The sequence below is a fragment of the Verrucomicrobium sp. genome, from assembly GCA_028283855.1.
GTDB lineage: Bacteria > Verrucomicrobiota > Verrucomicrobiia > Methylacidiphilales > GAS474 > GAS474.
This window is the reverse complement of the sequence record JAPWJX010000004.1, coordinates 65931-79479: the sequence shown is the minus strand read 5'-3', so window position 1 is coordinate 79479 and position 13549 is coordinate 65931. Positions and strand designations below refer to the sequence as shown.

The following is a 13549-nucleotide window of genomic DNA, read 5'->3' as shown; positions in this document are numbered from 1 at the left end:
CCGCCCGCGCTAGCCCGGCAGCTCGGTGCTCTCGCCCGTCTCGCCCTTTTCCGAGATGACGGGGGCGATGGCCAGCAGCTTGTCGCCCGGCTCCAGGTTGATCAGCTTGACCCCCTGGGTGTTGCGGCCCACCTCGCGGATGTCCTGCACGGGCGTGCGGACCATGAGGCCCTTTTCCGTGATGAGCATCAGCTCGTCGGCGTCGGTCACGGTGAGGGCCCCGGCGACCAGGCCGGTCTTCTCCGTGGTCTTCATGGTGATGATGCCTTTGCCGCCGCGGGTCTGGCTGCGGTATTCGTCGAACGGGGTGCGCTTGCCGACGCCGTTTTCCCCGGCGACCAGGAGGGTGGCCTGCGGGTTGACGGCGGCCGCGGCGACGACGGCGTCCCCTTTCTCCAGGGTGATGCCCTTGACGCCGCCGGCCTGGCGGCCCATGGCGCGGACCTGCGTCTCGTCGAAGCGGATGCTCATGCCTTCCCGGGTGATGAGGACCATTTCCTTCTTCCCGTCGGTCAGCTCGACGGAGATGAGGCGGTCGCCCTGTTCGATCCCGATGGCGATGATGCCGCCCTTGCGGATGTTGGCGAAGTCGGAAAGGCGGGTTTTCTTGACGGTGCCCTGCTCGGTGGAGAAGAAGATGTGCTCGTCCTCGGACTCCCAGGTGACGTCCTCCCCCTTGCCGTCCCGCTTGGAGATGATGCGGATCATGGCGGCGATCTTCTCCTCCGACTTGAGCTCCAGGAGGTTGGCGATGCTCTTGCCCTTGGCGGCGCGGCCCATTTCCGGCACCTCGTAGACGCGCTCGATGTAGACGCGGCCCGTGTTGGTGAAGAAGAGCAGGTAGTCGTGCGTGGAGGCGGTGAAGAGGTGCTCGATGAAGTCGGTGTCGTCCCCCTTCTCCTTTTCGTCGGAGGAGGTGACGCCGGAGATGCCGATGACCCCGCGGCCGCCGCGGCGCTGGGCGCGGTAGCTGTTGATGTTGGTCCGCTTGAGCAGGCCCTTGTGGGTCAGGGTGATGATGACGCCCTCGTTGGCGATGAGGTCCTCGATCTTCATCTCGCCCTCGTCCGGCACGATTTCCGTGCGGCGCTCGGTGCCGTGCTTGTCGCGCAGGGTGCGCAGCTCGTGCTTGATGATGGTGAGGACGCGGATTTCCTTCGCCAGGATGTCGACGAGGTCTTTGATGCGGTCGATGAGGCCGTTGTATTCCTTCTCGATCTTGTCGCGCTCCAGGCCGGTGAGCTGGTAGAGGCGCAGTTCCAGGATGGCGTCGATCTGGCGCTCGGAGAGGAGGTAGAGGCCGTTGGAGAGGCGCTGCTCGTCGCGAATGACGACGCCCCATTTCTCCACCTGCTTGCGCGGGAATTCGTAGCCCTGGAGCTGGATCTTGGCCTCTTCCCGGTTCTTCGACTCGCGGATGATGCGGATGAACTCGTCCAGGTTGGACTGGGCGATGAGGTAGCCTTCCAGCAGCTCGGCGCGCTCCTCGGCCTTGCGCAGCTCGAAGCGGGTGCGGCGGAGGATGACTTCCCGCCGGTGCTCGATGTAGCAGTGGATCAGCTCCTTGAGGTTGAGCGTCTTCGGCTTGCCGTGGTCGATGGCCAGCATGTTGACCGCGAAGCTCGTCTCCAGGGCGGTCAGCTTGTAGAGGTTGTTGAGGACGACTTTCGGCACGGCGTCCCGCTTGATCTCGATGACGACGCGGGTGTTCTCGTCCGACTCGTCGCGGACGTCGGTGATGTCGGTGATGATCTTGTCCCGCACCAGCTCGCCGATGCGCTCGACGAGGGTGGCCCGGTTCACGTTGAAGGGGATCTCGTCGACGATGAGGACGGTGCGGCCGCCCTTCTGCTCTTCCGTGTGGACCTTGGCGCGGGTCTTCACGCTGCCACGGCCGGTGGTGAAGTAGTTGCGGATCCCCTCGATGCCCAGGATGGTGGCGCCCAGGGGGAAGTCCGGCCCCTTCACGATCTTCATCAGCGCGTCGATGGTGATCTCCGGCTTGTCGATGACGGCGCAGACGCCGTCGACGATTTCGATGAGGTTGTGGGGCGGGATGTTCGTGGCCATGCCCACGGCGATGCCGGTGGAGCCGTTGACCAGGAGGTTGGGGAAGGCGGCGGGGAGGACGACGGGCTCGGTGGTGCTCTCGTCGTAGTTGGGGGCGAAGTCGACCGTCTCCTTCTCCATGTCCTCCATGAGGGCCATGCCGAGGTGGGTGAGGCGCGCCTCCGTGTAACGCATGGCGGCCGGCGGGTCGCCTTCGATGGAGCCGAAGTTGCCCTGGCCGTCGATGAGGGGCTCGCGGATGGCCCACGGCTGGGCCAGGTGGACCAGGGTGGGGTAGATGGCGGAGTCGCCGTGGGGGTGGTAGTTACCCATCGTTTCGCCGACGATCTTGGCGCACTTCAGGTGCTTGCGGGTGGGGGCCAGGCCCAGCTCGCTCATGGCGTAGAGGATGCGGCGCTGGGAGGGCTTGAGGCCGTCGCGCACGTCGGGGAGCGCGCGGGAGATGATCACCGACATCGAGTAGTCGAGGAAACAGTTCCGCATTTCCTCCGAGACGTTGATGCTCTGGAGTTTCTCGCCCTGGGTGAAAAGGGATCCGCCGGAAGGTTTTTCGTCCGCCATAGAAAAGAGGGGAGAGTTAAGCGTGAATCGTCAGCGAAGTCCAGGCGGAAGGAGGGCCTGCAACTCCTTGATTTCCTGAACCTTGTCCTTGGGGCAAACCAGGATGGCGTCCGGGGTCTCCACGACGACCAGCCCGCTCACTCCGTGGAGGGCGATGACCCGCCCCCCGGCCGCCACGGCGATGTTGTTCGAGGCGCCGCCGCCCAGGACGACGGGGCCGCGCAGGGTGTTCCCGGCCTCGTCCTGGCCTAGGTGGTCCGGCAGGGCCGTCCAGGAGCCGACGTCGTCCCAGTCGAAGGCCGCCCAGGCGGTCAGGAGCCGGTCGGCCTTTTCCATGATGGCGTAGTCGACGGAGATCTTCGGCAGCTGCTCGAAGCGGTCGAGAGGGCCGCCCGCCCGGATGAAGGCGGCCAGCTCCGGCGCGCTTTTCTCCGCCTGGGCCAGGAACCAGGCGGCGCTCCAGACGAAGATGCCCGCGTTCCAGCCGAAGCGGCCCGTCTCCAGGTAGGAGGAGGCACGGGCGGCGTCCGGCTTCTCCACGAAGCGGGCGATCTGGTGGAAGGCCCCGGCGGCGGGCGCGCCCACCTCGATGTAGCCGAAGGCCGTGGCCGGGTAGCGGGGCCGGATGGCGAAGGTGGCGCAGGCCTCCCGTTCCGCCGCCACGGTGAAGGCGTCCCGCAGCTGCGCGGCGAAGGTGTCCCCGTCCCGGATGAGGGCGTCGGCGGGCAGGAGCGCCACGACGGCGTCCTCCCTCCGGTTGCGGGCCAGGGCGGTGGCCAGCGCGGCGGCGGGGGCGGTATCCCGCCGGGAAGGCTCCGCCACGATCTGGTCCGCCGGCAGGAAGGGCAGGAGGCGGCGCGTGGCCTCCGCCTGGGCCTGGCTGGTGAGAACGAAGGTCCGCTCCACGCCCGCCACCCGGAGCGCCCGGCGGACGGATTGCTCCAAAAGCGTCGCCTCGCCGAAGAGGGTCAGATGATGCTTCGGTACGGCCTGGCGGCTCATCGGCCAGAACCGCTCCCCGCTGCCGCCCGCCAATACGCAGGCAAAAAAACGCGCGTCGTCCATAAAATCGTGAGGCTTCCGATCATCGGATCAAAGGATTGCCAGCGCAAGGCCAGACGATACTCTTCCTCCCGATGCCCGAAACGGCCCTGATCGACTGGCACCAGCTCGACACCGTCCGCGAAGAGTGTGGCGAAGCCATCGCCGACATCTTCCGGGAATTCGTGGCGGAATATCCCGACCACCACGCCCGCTTCGCCCAGGCCCTGGCCGCGCAGGACCCGCGCCTGGCCTCCAAGGCCGCCCACCAGCTCAAGGGAAGCAGCGCCAACTTCGGCATGATCGCCCTGGTCGCCGCCATGCAGGAGATCGAGTCGGAAGCCGACCGGGGGCAGCTCCCCTCCCCCGCCCGGCTGGAGGAGGTCAAAGACCTCTTCAACGATTCCGTGCGGCTGATCCAGCAGGACCGGCCTGACCTGGCCTAGTCGCCGACGACGGACACCCAGACCGTCCGCCGATGCGGCGCGCGCCGGTGCTCGAAGAGAAAGATCCCCTGCCACGTCCCCAGGCAAAGGCGCCCCCCGCTCACCGGCACCGCTTCCGACGTGCGCGTCAGCGCCATGCGGAGGTGGCTCGTCGTGTCGTCCGGGCCCTCGTCCACATGGACGTAGTCCGGGTCCCCTTCCGGCACGATCTTGGAAAAGAACCGGTGGAGATCCTCCCGGGCGGAGGGATCGGCATTCTCGTAGATGACCAGGCTGGCGCTGGTGTGGGCCAGGAAGACGGTGGCCGTGCCGGTGCGAATCCCGCTCCTGGCCAGCAACGCCGCCACCTCGCCCGTGATCTCATAGGTCCCGATCCCGCGCGTGGGGACGGCGAAGGCCTCGCAGAACGCCGCCATCACTTCCTCCGCAAAGCCCACCAGGCCAGCCCCGCCCATCCGGCCAGGAAACCCAGGCCGCCCAGCGGCGTCACCGCGCCGGTCCAGCGCGGCGCGCCCAGGCAAATCAGGTAGAGAGACCCGCTGAAAAGGACGGCGCCCGCGATCCACGCCCCCGCGATCCAGCGCGGGGTGCCTCCCTCCCGGGAGAGGAAGAGCAGCGCCAGCGCGTGGACGAATTGGTAGAAGACCGCCGTCCGCCACACCTCCGCCAAGCCGCGCCGCTCCAGGAGCGGGGCCAGCGCGTGGGCGCCAAAGGCCCCCAGGGCGACGCCCGTGAAACCAAGGAAAGCGGCGGCCAGCAGGGCACGGGAGGGGCTGGGAATCATGATTCGGCCTTGCAAAATAGAGGGCTGGCTGCTAAACACAACCCCCTTATGACTGATTCTCGCGTCGCGCGGCAAACGGCAGAACGTCTCATCGGGTCGCGTGCCCAACTCCTTAAGTACCAGTGCTTACTCGGCTTTGACGGGTTCGTGGATCAGATCTACCACGTGGTCGAGCAGCGTCAATCGCCGACCAAGTTCAACTCCTTCGCCAATATCAAGGCCTTCGGCGGCGCCGTGGCCGCCGCGGCGGGGAAGAGCGCCAACTTCGAGATCGTCGAGCAGGCCGTCCGCATGGGCGGCAACGGGCCGATCATGGCCTTCGCCCTCAGCACCCTGGGCGCGCCCGTCCACTACGTCGGCATGTGCGGCTGGCCCAATCCCCACCCCGTCTTCTCCGAGTTCGCCAAGCGGGCCAAGGTCTACTCCGTCGCGGAGCCGGCCCTGACCCAGGCCTTCGAGTTCTCCGACGGCAAGCTCATGTTCGGCCAGCACGAGGCCGTGCAGGACGTCAGCTGGGACAACATCAAGAAGCGCCTCTCCGAGGCCAAGTTCAAGAAGATCTGGAACGACGCCCACTTCATCGGGATGGTCAACTGGACGATGCTGCCGCACCTCTCCGCCATCTGGAAGCGGCTGCAGAGCGACTACGCCCCCGTGAAGGGCGCCGCCCGCAAGCTCATCTTCTTCGACCTCTGCGACCCCGCCAAGCGGATCGACGCCGACCTCCTGGCCGCCCTCAAGATCATCTCCGAGTTCCACGAGCAGCACGACGTGATCCTGGGCCTCAACCAGAGCGAGAGCGAGCAGGTCGCCCGCGTCCTGCGCCTGAAAAAGCCCGCCGCCACGCCGAAGGGCATGGCCGCCACCGCCGCCGCCATCCGGGAGAAGCTGAACATCCACACCGTGGTCATCCACCCGACGAAATACGCCGTCGCCGCCGACGCGCAGGGGGAGGCCATGCTCGACGGCCCCTTCACCGCCAAGCCGAAGACCACCACCGGCGCCGGGGACCACTTCAACGCCGGCTTCGTCATCGGCCGCCTCCTGGGCCTGGGCCTGCCCCACTCCCTCCAGCTGGCCGTGGCCAGCTCCGGGTTCTACGTGCGGCACGCCACCAGCCCGAACCGCGAGCAGCTGGTCCGCTTCCTCCAGACGCTCTAGTTGAGCGATCCCGCCCTCGTCTACGGCGTCCTGGGGCTCGGCGCGTTCGCGGCCGGGTTCGTCGACGCCGTGGTCGGCGGCGGGGGGCTGATCCAGCTTCCCGCCTTCCTCAACGCGCTGCCCGCGGCGCCTCCGGCCACCGTCTTCGGGACCAACAAGCTGGCCGCCGTCTTCGGCACCGCCTCCGCCGCCGTCCGCTACGCGCGGCGGATCGCCCCGCCCTGGCGCATCGTCCTCCCGGCCATGATCGCGGCCGGTCTGGCCGCCTACGGCGGCGCCCACCTGGCCACCCTGGTTCCCCGGGAATACATGCGCCCGCTTATCCTGGCGCTCCTCGTCGCCGTCACGCTCCACACCTACTTCCGCAAGGACTTCGGCGCAGTCGACCGGGACCACCCCCTAAGCCGCCGCTCCGTGGCCCTGGCGCTGGCCATCGGCGGGGCCCTGGGCTTTTACGACGGGTTCTTCGGCCCCGGCACGGGGAGCTTCCTCATCTTCCTCTTCATCCGCTGCTTCGGCTTCGACTTCCTGCGCGCCTCCCTCTGCGCGAAGTGGGTGAACACGGCGACGAACGTGACGGCGATCCTCTCCTTCGCCCTCTCCGGGCACATCCTCTACCGGCTGGGCCTCCTGGCGGCGGCGTGCAACGTGGCCGGCTCCCTCGCCGGATCCCACCTGGCGCTGCGGCACGGCAGCGGCTTCGTCCGGCGGGCGTTCCTCCTCGTCTCCCTGGCGCTGATCGCCAAGTTCGGCTGGGACACCTTCCGCTAGCCGCGCCGGCCCTTCCACGCGCGGAAAAGGAAGCCGAAGGCCCGCTCCTTCCAACTCCACCGCTTCTCCGCCCGGCCTGCGCCGTGGCGGCGGAGGACCTCCGCCACCTCCGCGCGGCCGAAGAGAAGGGCGTAGTCGAGCGCCGTCGCCCCGCCGCCCTGGTCGGCCCGGGCATCCGCCCCGGCTCGCAGGAGCCCCACGGCGATTTCCGCGTAGCCCTTGAAGGCGACGCCGCCCAACGGCGTCTGGCCGCGCGCGTTGCGGCGGTCCGGATCGGCTCCCAGCTCCAGGAGCAGGGCCGCCGTCTCCGCGTGGCCATGGTAGGCGGCCAGCATGAGGAGGGTGTTCCCTTTTTCGTCCTGCAGGTTCACGGGGAGGCCCGCCCGCACCATCGGCGCGAGCGTGGCCGTCTCCCCCGCCCGCGCGGCGTCCAGGGCCAGGAGCTGGAGTTCCGCGTAGCGGCGCTCCTCCGCCTCCGTCAGGTCCGGCGCGGCTGCGCTCATGCGGAGAGCTTCTTCCGGGCGGCGCGGACCCCCTCCGCGTAGGCCGGATCGGCCTTGGCGAAGTGGCCCAGCTGGCGCTCCACGATGAATTCCGGCACGCCCTGCATCGCCTCCGCGATGTTCTGGAAGAGCTGCTCCTTCTGCCCCGGGCTCATCAGGCGGAAAAGGTCGCCCGGCTGGGTGTAATCGTCGTTCCCCTGGCGGTGGTCGTAGCGGTCCGCGTCGCCGGAGATGCGCAGCGGCGGCTCGGCGAAGGCGGGGTCCTGCTTGGGGCCGCTAAAGCTGTTCGGCTCGTAATAGGCGTCGCCGCCGCCCGGCGCGTCGAAGCGCATCGGGCCGTCCATGTGATAGGTGGCCGCGGGGGACTTCGGCGCGTTGACCGGGAGCTTCTCATACCACGTTCCCACGCGGTAGCGGTGGGCGTCCGCGTAGGAGAAGATGCGCGCCTGGAGCATCTTGTCCGGGGAGAAACCGATGCCGGGAACGATGTTCGACGGGCTGAAGGCGGACTGCTCCACCTCCGCGAAGTAATTCTCCGGATTGCGGTTGAGCTCCAGCACGCCGACGTCGATGAGCGGGTAGTCCTTGTGCGGCCACACCTTCGTGATGTCAAAAGGGTTCCAGCGGTAGGTCTCCGCCTCCAGCTCCGGCATGACCTGGATCTTCACGTCCCACTTCGGGAAGTCGCCCCGCTCGATCGCCTCGAAGAGGTCGCGCTGGGCGCTCTCCCGGTCCTTGGCGACGACGGCCTCCGCCTCCCGGTTGGTGAGGTTCTCGATGCCCTGGCGGCTCTTGAAGTGGAACTTCACCCAGAAACGCTCCCCGGCGGCGTTGAGCAGGCTGTAGGTGTGGGAGCCGAAGCCGTGGACGTGGCGGTAGCTCTTCGGCAGGCCGCGGTCGGACATGAGGATGGTGACCTGGTGCAGGCTCTCCGGGGAGAGAGACCAGAAGTCCCACATGGCGGTGGTGCTGCGGAGGTGGGTCTTCGGGTGGCGCTTCTGCGTGTGGATGAAGTCGGGAAACTTCAGCGGATCGCGGACGAAAAAGACCGGCGTGTTGTTGCCGACGAGGTCCCAATTCCCCTCATCCGTGTAGAACTTCAGGGCGAAGCCGCGCACGTCGCGCTCCGCGTCGGCCGCGCCGCGCTCCCCCGCCACCGTGGAAAAGCGCAGGAGCGCCTCCGTCTGCTTGCCGACCTTGGAAAAGATCGCCGCCTTCGTGTAGCGGGTGACGTCGTGGGTCACGGTGAAGACGCCGTAGGCGGCGGAGCCCTTCGCGTGGACGGTGCGCTCCGGGACCCGCTCCCGGTTCTGGTGGGCCAGCTTTTCCAGCAGCTGGTAGTCCTGGAGGAGGAGCGGGCCGCGCGGCCCGGCGGAAAGGGAGTTTTGGTTGTCGGCAACGGGGTTGCCACCGGTGGTGGTCAGGGTTCGGCTCATAAGTCGGCCTCCAGCGTGGCCTGCCGATTCTTATAGTTGAAATACGTTGTTTTCATCCTAACCATAGATGTTGCCTATGGAACTTCAGCAGCTCCGCTATTTCGTGGCCGTGGCCGACCAGCGCGGCTTCACCCGCGCGGCCCGGCTCTGCCACATCACCCAGCCGACCTTAAGCCACCAGATCAAGAAGCTGGAGGAGGAGATGGGCGAGCCCCTCTTCCAGCGGCGGCGGAAGGGCGCCTCCCTCACCCCGCTGGGGGAGAGCGTCTACCGGCACGCGCAGGAGATCCTGCGCGGCGTCGACTCCGTCCGCCACGCGGCCTCCTCCTTTTCCCAAGGCGTGCAGGGGCGGCTGAAGATCGGCGTCATCCCGACCATCGCCCCCTACCTGATGCCGGACCTCCTCCGCCGGGCGCAAAAGCGGCACCCCGGCCTTCAGCTGGAAATGACGGAGGAGCCGAGCGGCAACCTTCTGGCCGCCCTCCGCAGCGGCGCCCTGGACCTGGCGATCTTAAGCCCGCCCGCGCCCGGGGATCAGGTGGAGCTGCTCGACCTCTTCGAGGACGAGTTCCTCCTGGCCCTCCCCGTGGGACACCGCCTGGCCAGGACGCGCGCCCTTTCCCTGGACGCCCTGCGGGAGGCGCCGATGATCCTGATGAACGACGTGCACTGCCTGCGCGGGCAGGCCATCTCCTTCTGCCAGCGGTCGGGCTTCGTCCCCAACGTCTCGATCCAAAGCTCCCAGCTCGACACCGTGGTGGCGTTGGTGGAAGGCGGCCAGGGCGTCTCCCTGGTCCCGGCCCTGGCCCGCAAGGCGTTCCGCCACCGGAAGGTGCTCCTGCGCTCCCTCCAGCCGGACCGGATCTCCCGGCGGATCAGCCTGGCCTGGTCCCGCCAGATGGCGCCCAGCCGCGCCTTCTCCGCCTTCGTCGAACTCTGCCGCGCAGGGAAACCGAAGCCTTAGCCTAACCGGCCGAAGTAAACCTCCGTCCGCTGTTCCAGCGTCACCCGGCCGTCCCGGGCGTGCGCGTCGAAGAGGGCGCGGAGCTTTTGCAGCAACGGCTCGTGGCGCGGATCCCCCTCCCGCGGCGCGTAGGACATGGAGAGGAAACGCCCCCGCAGGCCGGGCCAATCGAGGACGTGCGGATTGGGAAAAAACCGGCGCTCCGCCGCGCCGGAGGCGAAGAAGCCGTCCATCGCGGCGTCCGTCTTTTCCGCCAGCGCGTGCGCCTCCCGCTTCACCTCCCGAAGCGCACCCATGAAATCAAGGAACGCGCCGTTGAAAGGCCCTTCCGCGTTCTCCCAGTCGTTCCAGACCAGGAAGAGCCAGCCGCCCGGCTTGGCGATCCGGCAGAATTCCCGGCGGGCCGCCTCCGGCTCGAACCAATGGAAGGCCTGGGCGGAGGTGACGGCGTCGAAGGCCGCATCGGGCAGGCCGGTCGCCTCCGCCGATCCGGCGACGATCTCCACCCCGGGCAATTCCTCCCGGGCGGCCTCCCGCATCGCCGCATTCGGCTCGACGGCCACAGCCCCATAGCCCGCCTCCAAAAGGAGCCGGGTGAAGAGGCCGGTCCCCGCGCCGATATCGGCCACGCGCGCGCCGGGCGGCAGGCCGCATTCCCGCAGGAGATCGGCGATCCCGGCGGGATAGCCGGGCCGGTGCCGCCGGTAATCGGCGGCGCGTCCGGTGAAGCGCTCCGCCGGCTTCACCGCCGCACGTAGCGGTAGACGGTGAATTCCGGATGCTCCCGGAGGATCTCCGCGCGGCGGAACTGGTCCTCGAAGGGGGGGAAGAGGACGTCGCCCTCCGCATCGCGCTTGAGAATGGTCAGCCAGATTTCCCCGCAGCGGGGGAACGCGGCGCGGTAGATTTCCGCCCCGCCCGCGATGAAGACTTCCCCCGGATAGGCCTCCGGGTCGACGGCGTCGAGGCTGGGGACAACGTCCACGCCCGGCAGTTCCCGGACCGTCCGGCTGACGACGACCGTCTTCCGTCCCGGCAGCGCGCCGGGCAGGGTTTCAAACGTTTTCCGCCCCATGACGAGGGTCTGGCCCAGCGTCGCCTCCTTGAACCATTTGAACTCGTCCGGGATGTGCCACGGCAGGCCGCCGCCGGAGAGGCCGATGACCCGGTTGGCCGCCATCGCGGCGATGGCTTTGAAGAGCTTCACAGCCGCTTTACGAACGCCGCGATCCGCTCCACGGCGATTTCCAATTGGTCGAAGGCGGTGGCGTAGCTGCACCGCAGGAACCCCTCCCCGGAGGGGCCGAAGGCGGTGCCGGGCACGGCGGCGACTTTCTCCTCCTTCAGGAGGCGGACGGCGAATTCCTGGGAGGTGAGCCCCGTCCCCGCGACGCTGGGGAAGAGGTAGAACGCGCCGTGGGGCTCGCCCGGGGGGAGGCCCATCCCGGCGAAGCTCTTCACCATGAAGTTGCGGCGGAGGCGGTATTGCTCCTTCATCTTGAGCATCTCCTCCTCGCTCTGGAGGGCCTCGGCGGCGGCCTCCTGGCTGGTGATGGAGGCGCAGAGGATGCCGTATTGGTGGATCTTCATCATCGCCTCCGTCAGGGCCTGCGGGGCGCAGGCGTAGCCGATGCGGAAGCCGGTCATGGCGAAGGCCTTCGAGAATCCGTGCAGGAGGACGGTGCGCTCCCGCATGCCGGGGAGGGCCGCGATGCTGGCGTGGCGGCCCTCGTAGGTCAGCTCGGAGTAGATCTCGTCGGTCAGGACCAGGAGGTCCCGCTCCTTGCAAAGCGCGGCGATCTCTTCCAGGTCCTGGCGGCCCAGGGTGGCGCCCGTGGGATTGCACGGGAAATTGAGCATGAGGACCTTGCTGCGCGGGGTGAGCTTGGCCGCGATGTCCGCCGCCTTCAGGCGGAAGCCGTCTTCCGCGCGGGTCTCGATGGGCACGGCCTTCCCGTGGGCCAGGGCGATGCTGGGGGAGTAGGAGACGTAGCAGGGCTCGTGGTAAAGGACCTCGTCCCCGGGATTGAGGACGGCGCGCAGGGCCAGGTCGATCGCCTCGGAGACGCCGACGGTGACCAGGACCTCGGAAAGGGCGTCGTATTCGACGCCGAAGTGCCGCAGGACGTAGCCGGCGATGGCCTTCCGCAGCTTCGGCGTGCCCAGGTTGGAGGTGTAGCCGGTGCGGCCCCGCTCCAGGGAGTAGATGGCGGCCTCCCGGATGCGCCAGGGAGTGACGAAGTCGGGCTCGCCGATGCCCAGGGAGACGACGTCGTCCATGGTCTGGACGATCTCGAAGAAGTCGCGGATGCCGGACCGCGGGATGGCCCGCACGTGGTCGGCAATGAAATCGGTCATGGCGAGACGGCCAGCCGCTCCGGCGCGCTCTCCGCGCCCAGGAGCACGCCGTGCTCCTTGTAGGGCTTGAGCATGAAGTGGGTGCCGGTGGAGAGGACGCCCTGGACGGTGGCCAGCTTCTCCGAGACGAAGAGGGCGACCTCCCGCATCGTCTTCCCCTCGATGAAGACGAGCAGGTCGTAGCCGCCGCTCATGAGGAAGCAGGAGGTGACCTCCGGAAACTTGGCGATGCGGTGGGCGATGCGGTCGAAGCCGCCCTCCCGCTCCGGGGTGATCTTCACCTCGATGACGGCCTTCACGGCGTCCCGCCCGGAGCGGTCCTCGTCGATCACGGCGCGGTAGGCCAGGATGACGCGGCGCGCCTCCAGGTCGGCGATCTGCGCGCGGACTTCATCCGGGGTGGTGCCCAGGCGCTTGGCCAGGGTTTCCGGGGTGGCGCGGGCGTCGGCCTGAAGGAGGGAGAGGAGGGAGGTGTCGGAAGCGGTCATTTGCCGTTGAGTTCGAAGAGGGAGGAAACCGACTCGCCCTCGGAGACGCGGCGGATGGCCTCCCCGAGCAGCTCGGAGACGTCCAGGACGGTCACTTTGAAGCCGTCGGTGTCGCAAGGGGGGACGCTGTTGGTGGTGATGAGCTCCTCGATGCAGGAGGCTTTCAGCCGTTCGACGCCCAGGTCGTTCAGCACGGCGTGGGAGACGCCGGCGAAGATGCGGCGGGCCCCGGCTTCCTTCAGGATCTGCGCGGCGGCGACGAGGGTGCCCGCCGTCTCCGTGATGTCGTCGACCAAAAGGACGTCCTTCCCCGCCACCTCGCCGACGATGAACTGGGCCTCGATCTCCGTGGCGTTGATGCGGCGCTTGACCACGATGGCCAGGCCCGCGTCGAGCATCTGGGAGTAGGCGGTGGCCATCTTCATCCCGCCGACGTCGGGGGAGACGACGACGAGGTTGTCCAGGTTCTTCGCCTTCAGGTAGCGGTAGAGGATCGGCGCGGCGTAGAGATGGTCGACGGGGATGTCGAAGAAGCCCTGGATCTGCTGCGCGTGCAGGTCCATGGCCAGGACGCGGTTGGCCCCGGCGGCGACCAGCAGGTTGGCCACCAGCTTGGCCGTGATGGGGACGCGGGGCTGATCCTTCCGGTCCTGGCGGGCGTAGCCGTAGAAGGGGATGACCGCCGTGATGCGCGCCGCGCTGGCCCGGCGCATGGCGTCGATCATGATGAGCAGCTCCATCAGGTGATGGTTGGTCGGCGGGCAGGTGGGCTGGACGATGAAGACGTCGCACCCGCGGATGTTCTCGTTGACCTTCACGAAGGTCTCGCCGTCCGGGAAGGCGGTCACCATGGCCTGCCCCAGGGGGACCTTTAGGTAGGCGGCGATCTTTTGGGCCAGATCGATGTTGGCCGAGCCGGAGAAAATTTTCGGGGCGGAACCTGCCATGGGCCTGGAAGAATGGCGG

The 13549-nt window shown here is 68.1% G+C and carries 15 protein-coding genes; 4 read left to right on the top strand and 11 right to left on the bottom strand.

Going from position 1 to position 13549, the window contains the following annotated elements:
• Window positions 1–9: 9 nt before the first annotated feature.
• Complete coding sequence (gene gyrA, locus PW734_08670; protein ID MDE1171262.1) at window positions 10–2631, bottom strand: DNA gyrase subunit A; 2622 nt, start codon at window positions 2629–2631, stop codon at window positions 10–12.
• 30 nt (window positions 2632–2661) lie between these two features.
• Window positions 2662–3696, bottom strand: coding sequence for a mannose-1-phosphate guanylyltransferase (locus PW734_08665; GenBank protein ID MDE1171261.1), 1035 nt, complete (start codon window positions 3694–3696; stop codon window positions 2662–2664).
• A gap of 71 nt (window positions 3697–3767) precedes the next feature.
• Here PW734_08665 and PW734_08660 point away from each other — a divergent pair, with 71 nt between their 5' ends.
• A complete protein-coding gene (locus PW734_08660; GenBank protein MDE1171260.1) occupies window positions 3768–4118 on the top strand; it encodes an Hpt domain-containing protein in 351 nt (116 codons plus the stop codon).
• Here PW734_08660 and PW734_08655 read toward each other — a convergent pair.
• Both PW734_08655 and PW734_08650 read right to left on the bottom strand, forming a co-directional pair.
• On the bottom strand, window positions 4115–4573 hold the full coding sequence (locus tag PW734_08655; GenBank protein MDE1171259.1) for a secondary thiamine-phosphate synthase enzyme YjbQ: 459 nt from the start codon (window positions 4571–4573) through the stop codon (window positions 4115–4117). The two genes, PW734_08660 and PW734_08655, sit on opposite strands and share 4 nt — an antisense overlap.
• Window positions 4534–4902, bottom strand: coding sequence for a DUF423 domain-containing protein (locus PW734_08650; protein MDE1171258.1), 369 nt, complete (start codon window positions 4900–4902; stop codon window positions 4534–4536). The genes PW734_08655 and PW734_08650 overlap by 40 nt, the downstream gene beginning before the upstream one ends.
• A 147-nt stretch (window positions 4903–5049) precedes the next feature.
• On the opposite strand from PW734_08650, the gene PW734_08645 reads away from it, so the two are divergent.
• Entirely contained in the window at window positions 5050–6063 is a 1014-nt protein-coding gene (locus PW734_08645) for a carbohydrate kinase family protein (protein ID MDE1171257.1), read from the top strand.
• Window positions 6064–6834: a TSUP family transporter gene (locus PW734_08640; protein MDE1171256.1), complete on the top strand. Its 771-nt coding sequence runs from the start codon at window positions 6064–6066 to the stop codon at window positions 6832–6834.
• On the opposite strand, the gene PW734_08635 is transcribed toward PW734_08640, so the two are convergent.
• Together PW734_08635 and PW734_08630 are read right to left on the bottom strand one after the other, a co-directional pair.
• Window positions 6831–7337 (bottom strand): ankyrin repeat domain-containing protein, encoded by a 507-nt coding sequence (locus PW734_08635; GenBank protein MDE1171255.1) that lies wholly within the window; start codon window positions 7335–7337, stop codon window positions 6831–6833. The two genes, PW734_08640 and PW734_08635, sit on opposite strands and share 4 nt — an antisense overlap.
• Entirely contained in the window at window positions 7334–8773 is a 1440-nt protein-coding gene (locus tag PW734_08630; GenBank protein MDE1171254.1) for a catalase, read from the bottom strand. The genes PW734_08635 and PW734_08630 overlap by 4 nt, the downstream gene beginning before the upstream one ends.
• Before the next feature lie 76 nt (window positions 8774–8849).
• On the opposite strand from PW734_08630, the gene PW734_08625 reads away from it, so the two are divergent.
• Window positions 8850–9737 carry a hydrogen peroxide-inducible genes activator gene (locus tag PW734_08625; GenBank protein MDE1171253.1) on the top strand — a complete coding sequence of 296 codons (888 nt, stop codon included), beginning with the start codon at window positions 8850–8852 and terminating at the stop codon, window positions 9735–9737.
• Here PW734_08625 and PW734_08620 read toward each other — a convergent pair.
• Genes PW734_08620 through PW734_08600 form a run of 5 tightly spaced genes read right to left on the bottom strand, consistent with a single transcriptional unit; the run spans window position 9734 to window position 13530 of the window.
• Entirely contained in the window at window positions 9734–10483 is a 750-nt protein-coding gene (locus PW734_08620) for a class I SAM-dependent methyltransferase (protein ID MDE1171252.1), read from the bottom strand. The two genes, PW734_08625 and PW734_08620, sit on opposite strands and share 4 nt — an antisense overlap.
• Window positions 10480–10944, bottom strand: coding sequence for a dihydrofolate reductase (locus PW734_08615; protein ID MDE1171251.1), 465 nt, complete (start codon window positions 10942–10944; stop codon window positions 10480–10482). The genes PW734_08620 and PW734_08615 overlap by 4 nt, the downstream gene beginning before the upstream one ends.
• Window positions 10941–12095: an aminotransferase class I/II-fold pyridoxal phosphate-dependent enzyme gene (locus tag PW734_08610; GenBank protein MDE1171250.1), complete on the bottom strand. Its 1155-nt coding sequence runs from the start codon at window positions 12093–12095 to the stop codon at window positions 10941–10943. Before PW734_08610 ends, PW734_08615 begins: the two co-directional genes overlap by 4 nt.
• Window positions 12092–12583 carry an Lrp/AsnC family transcriptional regulator gene (locus tag PW734_08605; protein ID MDE1171249.1) on the bottom strand — a complete coding sequence of 164 codons (492 nt, stop codon included), beginning with the start codon at window positions 12581–12583 and terminating at the stop codon, window positions 12092–12094. The genes PW734_08610 and PW734_08605 overlap by 4 nt, the downstream gene beginning before the upstream one ends.
• Window positions 12580–13530 carry a ribose-phosphate pyrophosphokinase gene (locus tag PW734_08600; protein ID MDE1171248.1) on the bottom strand — a complete coding sequence of 317 codons (951 nt, stop codon included), beginning with the start codon at window positions 13528–13530 and terminating at the stop codon, window positions 12580–12582. The genes PW734_08605 and PW734_08600 overlap by 4 nt, the downstream gene beginning before the upstream one ends.
• Window positions 13531–13549 lie beyond the last annotated feature (19 nt).

Coding starts and splice junctions, on each gene's coding strand:
- gyrA (MDE1171262.1), bottom strand. CDS start 2,631: ATGGCGGACGAAAAACCTTCCGGCGGATCCCTTTTCACCCAGGGCGAG.
- PW734_08665 (MDE1171261.1), bottom strand. CDS start 3,696: ATGGACGACGCGCGTTTTTTTGCCTGCGTATTGGCGGGCGGCAGCGGG.
- PW734_08660 (MDE1171260.1), top strand. CDS start 3,768: ATGCCCGAAACGGCCCTGATCGACTGGCACCAGCTCGACACCGTCCGC.
- PW734_08655 (MDE1171259.1), bottom strand. CDS start 4,573: ATGGGCGGGGCTGGCCTGGTGGGCTTTGCGGAGGAAGTGATGGCGGCG.
- PW734_08650 (MDE1171258.1), bottom strand. CDS start 4,902: ATGATTCCCAGCCCCTCCCGTGCCCTGCTGGCCGCCGCTTTCCTTGGT.
- PW734_08635 (MDE1171255.1), bottom strand. CDS start 7,337: ATGAGCGCAGCCGCGCCGGACCTGACGGAGGCGGAGGAGCGCCGCTAC.
- PW734_08630 (MDE1171254.1), bottom strand. CDS start 8,773: ATGAGCCGAACCCTGACCACCACCGGTGGCAACCCCGTTGCCGACAAC.
- PW734_08625 (MDE1171253.1), top strand. CDS start 8,850: ATGGAACTTCAGCAGCTCCGCTATTTCGTGGCCGTGGCCGACCAGCGC.
- PW734_08610 (MDE1171250.1), bottom strand. CDS start 12,095: ATGACCGATTTCATTGCCGACCACGTGCGGGCCATCCCGCGGTCCGGC.
- PW734_08605 (MDE1171249.1), bottom strand. CDS start 12,583: ATGACCGCTTCCGACACCTCCCTCCTCTCCCTCCTTCAGGCCGACGCC.
- PW734_08600 (MDE1171248.1), bottom strand. CDS start 13,530: ATGGCAGGTTCCGCCCCGAAAATTTTCTCCGGCTCGGCCAACATCGAT.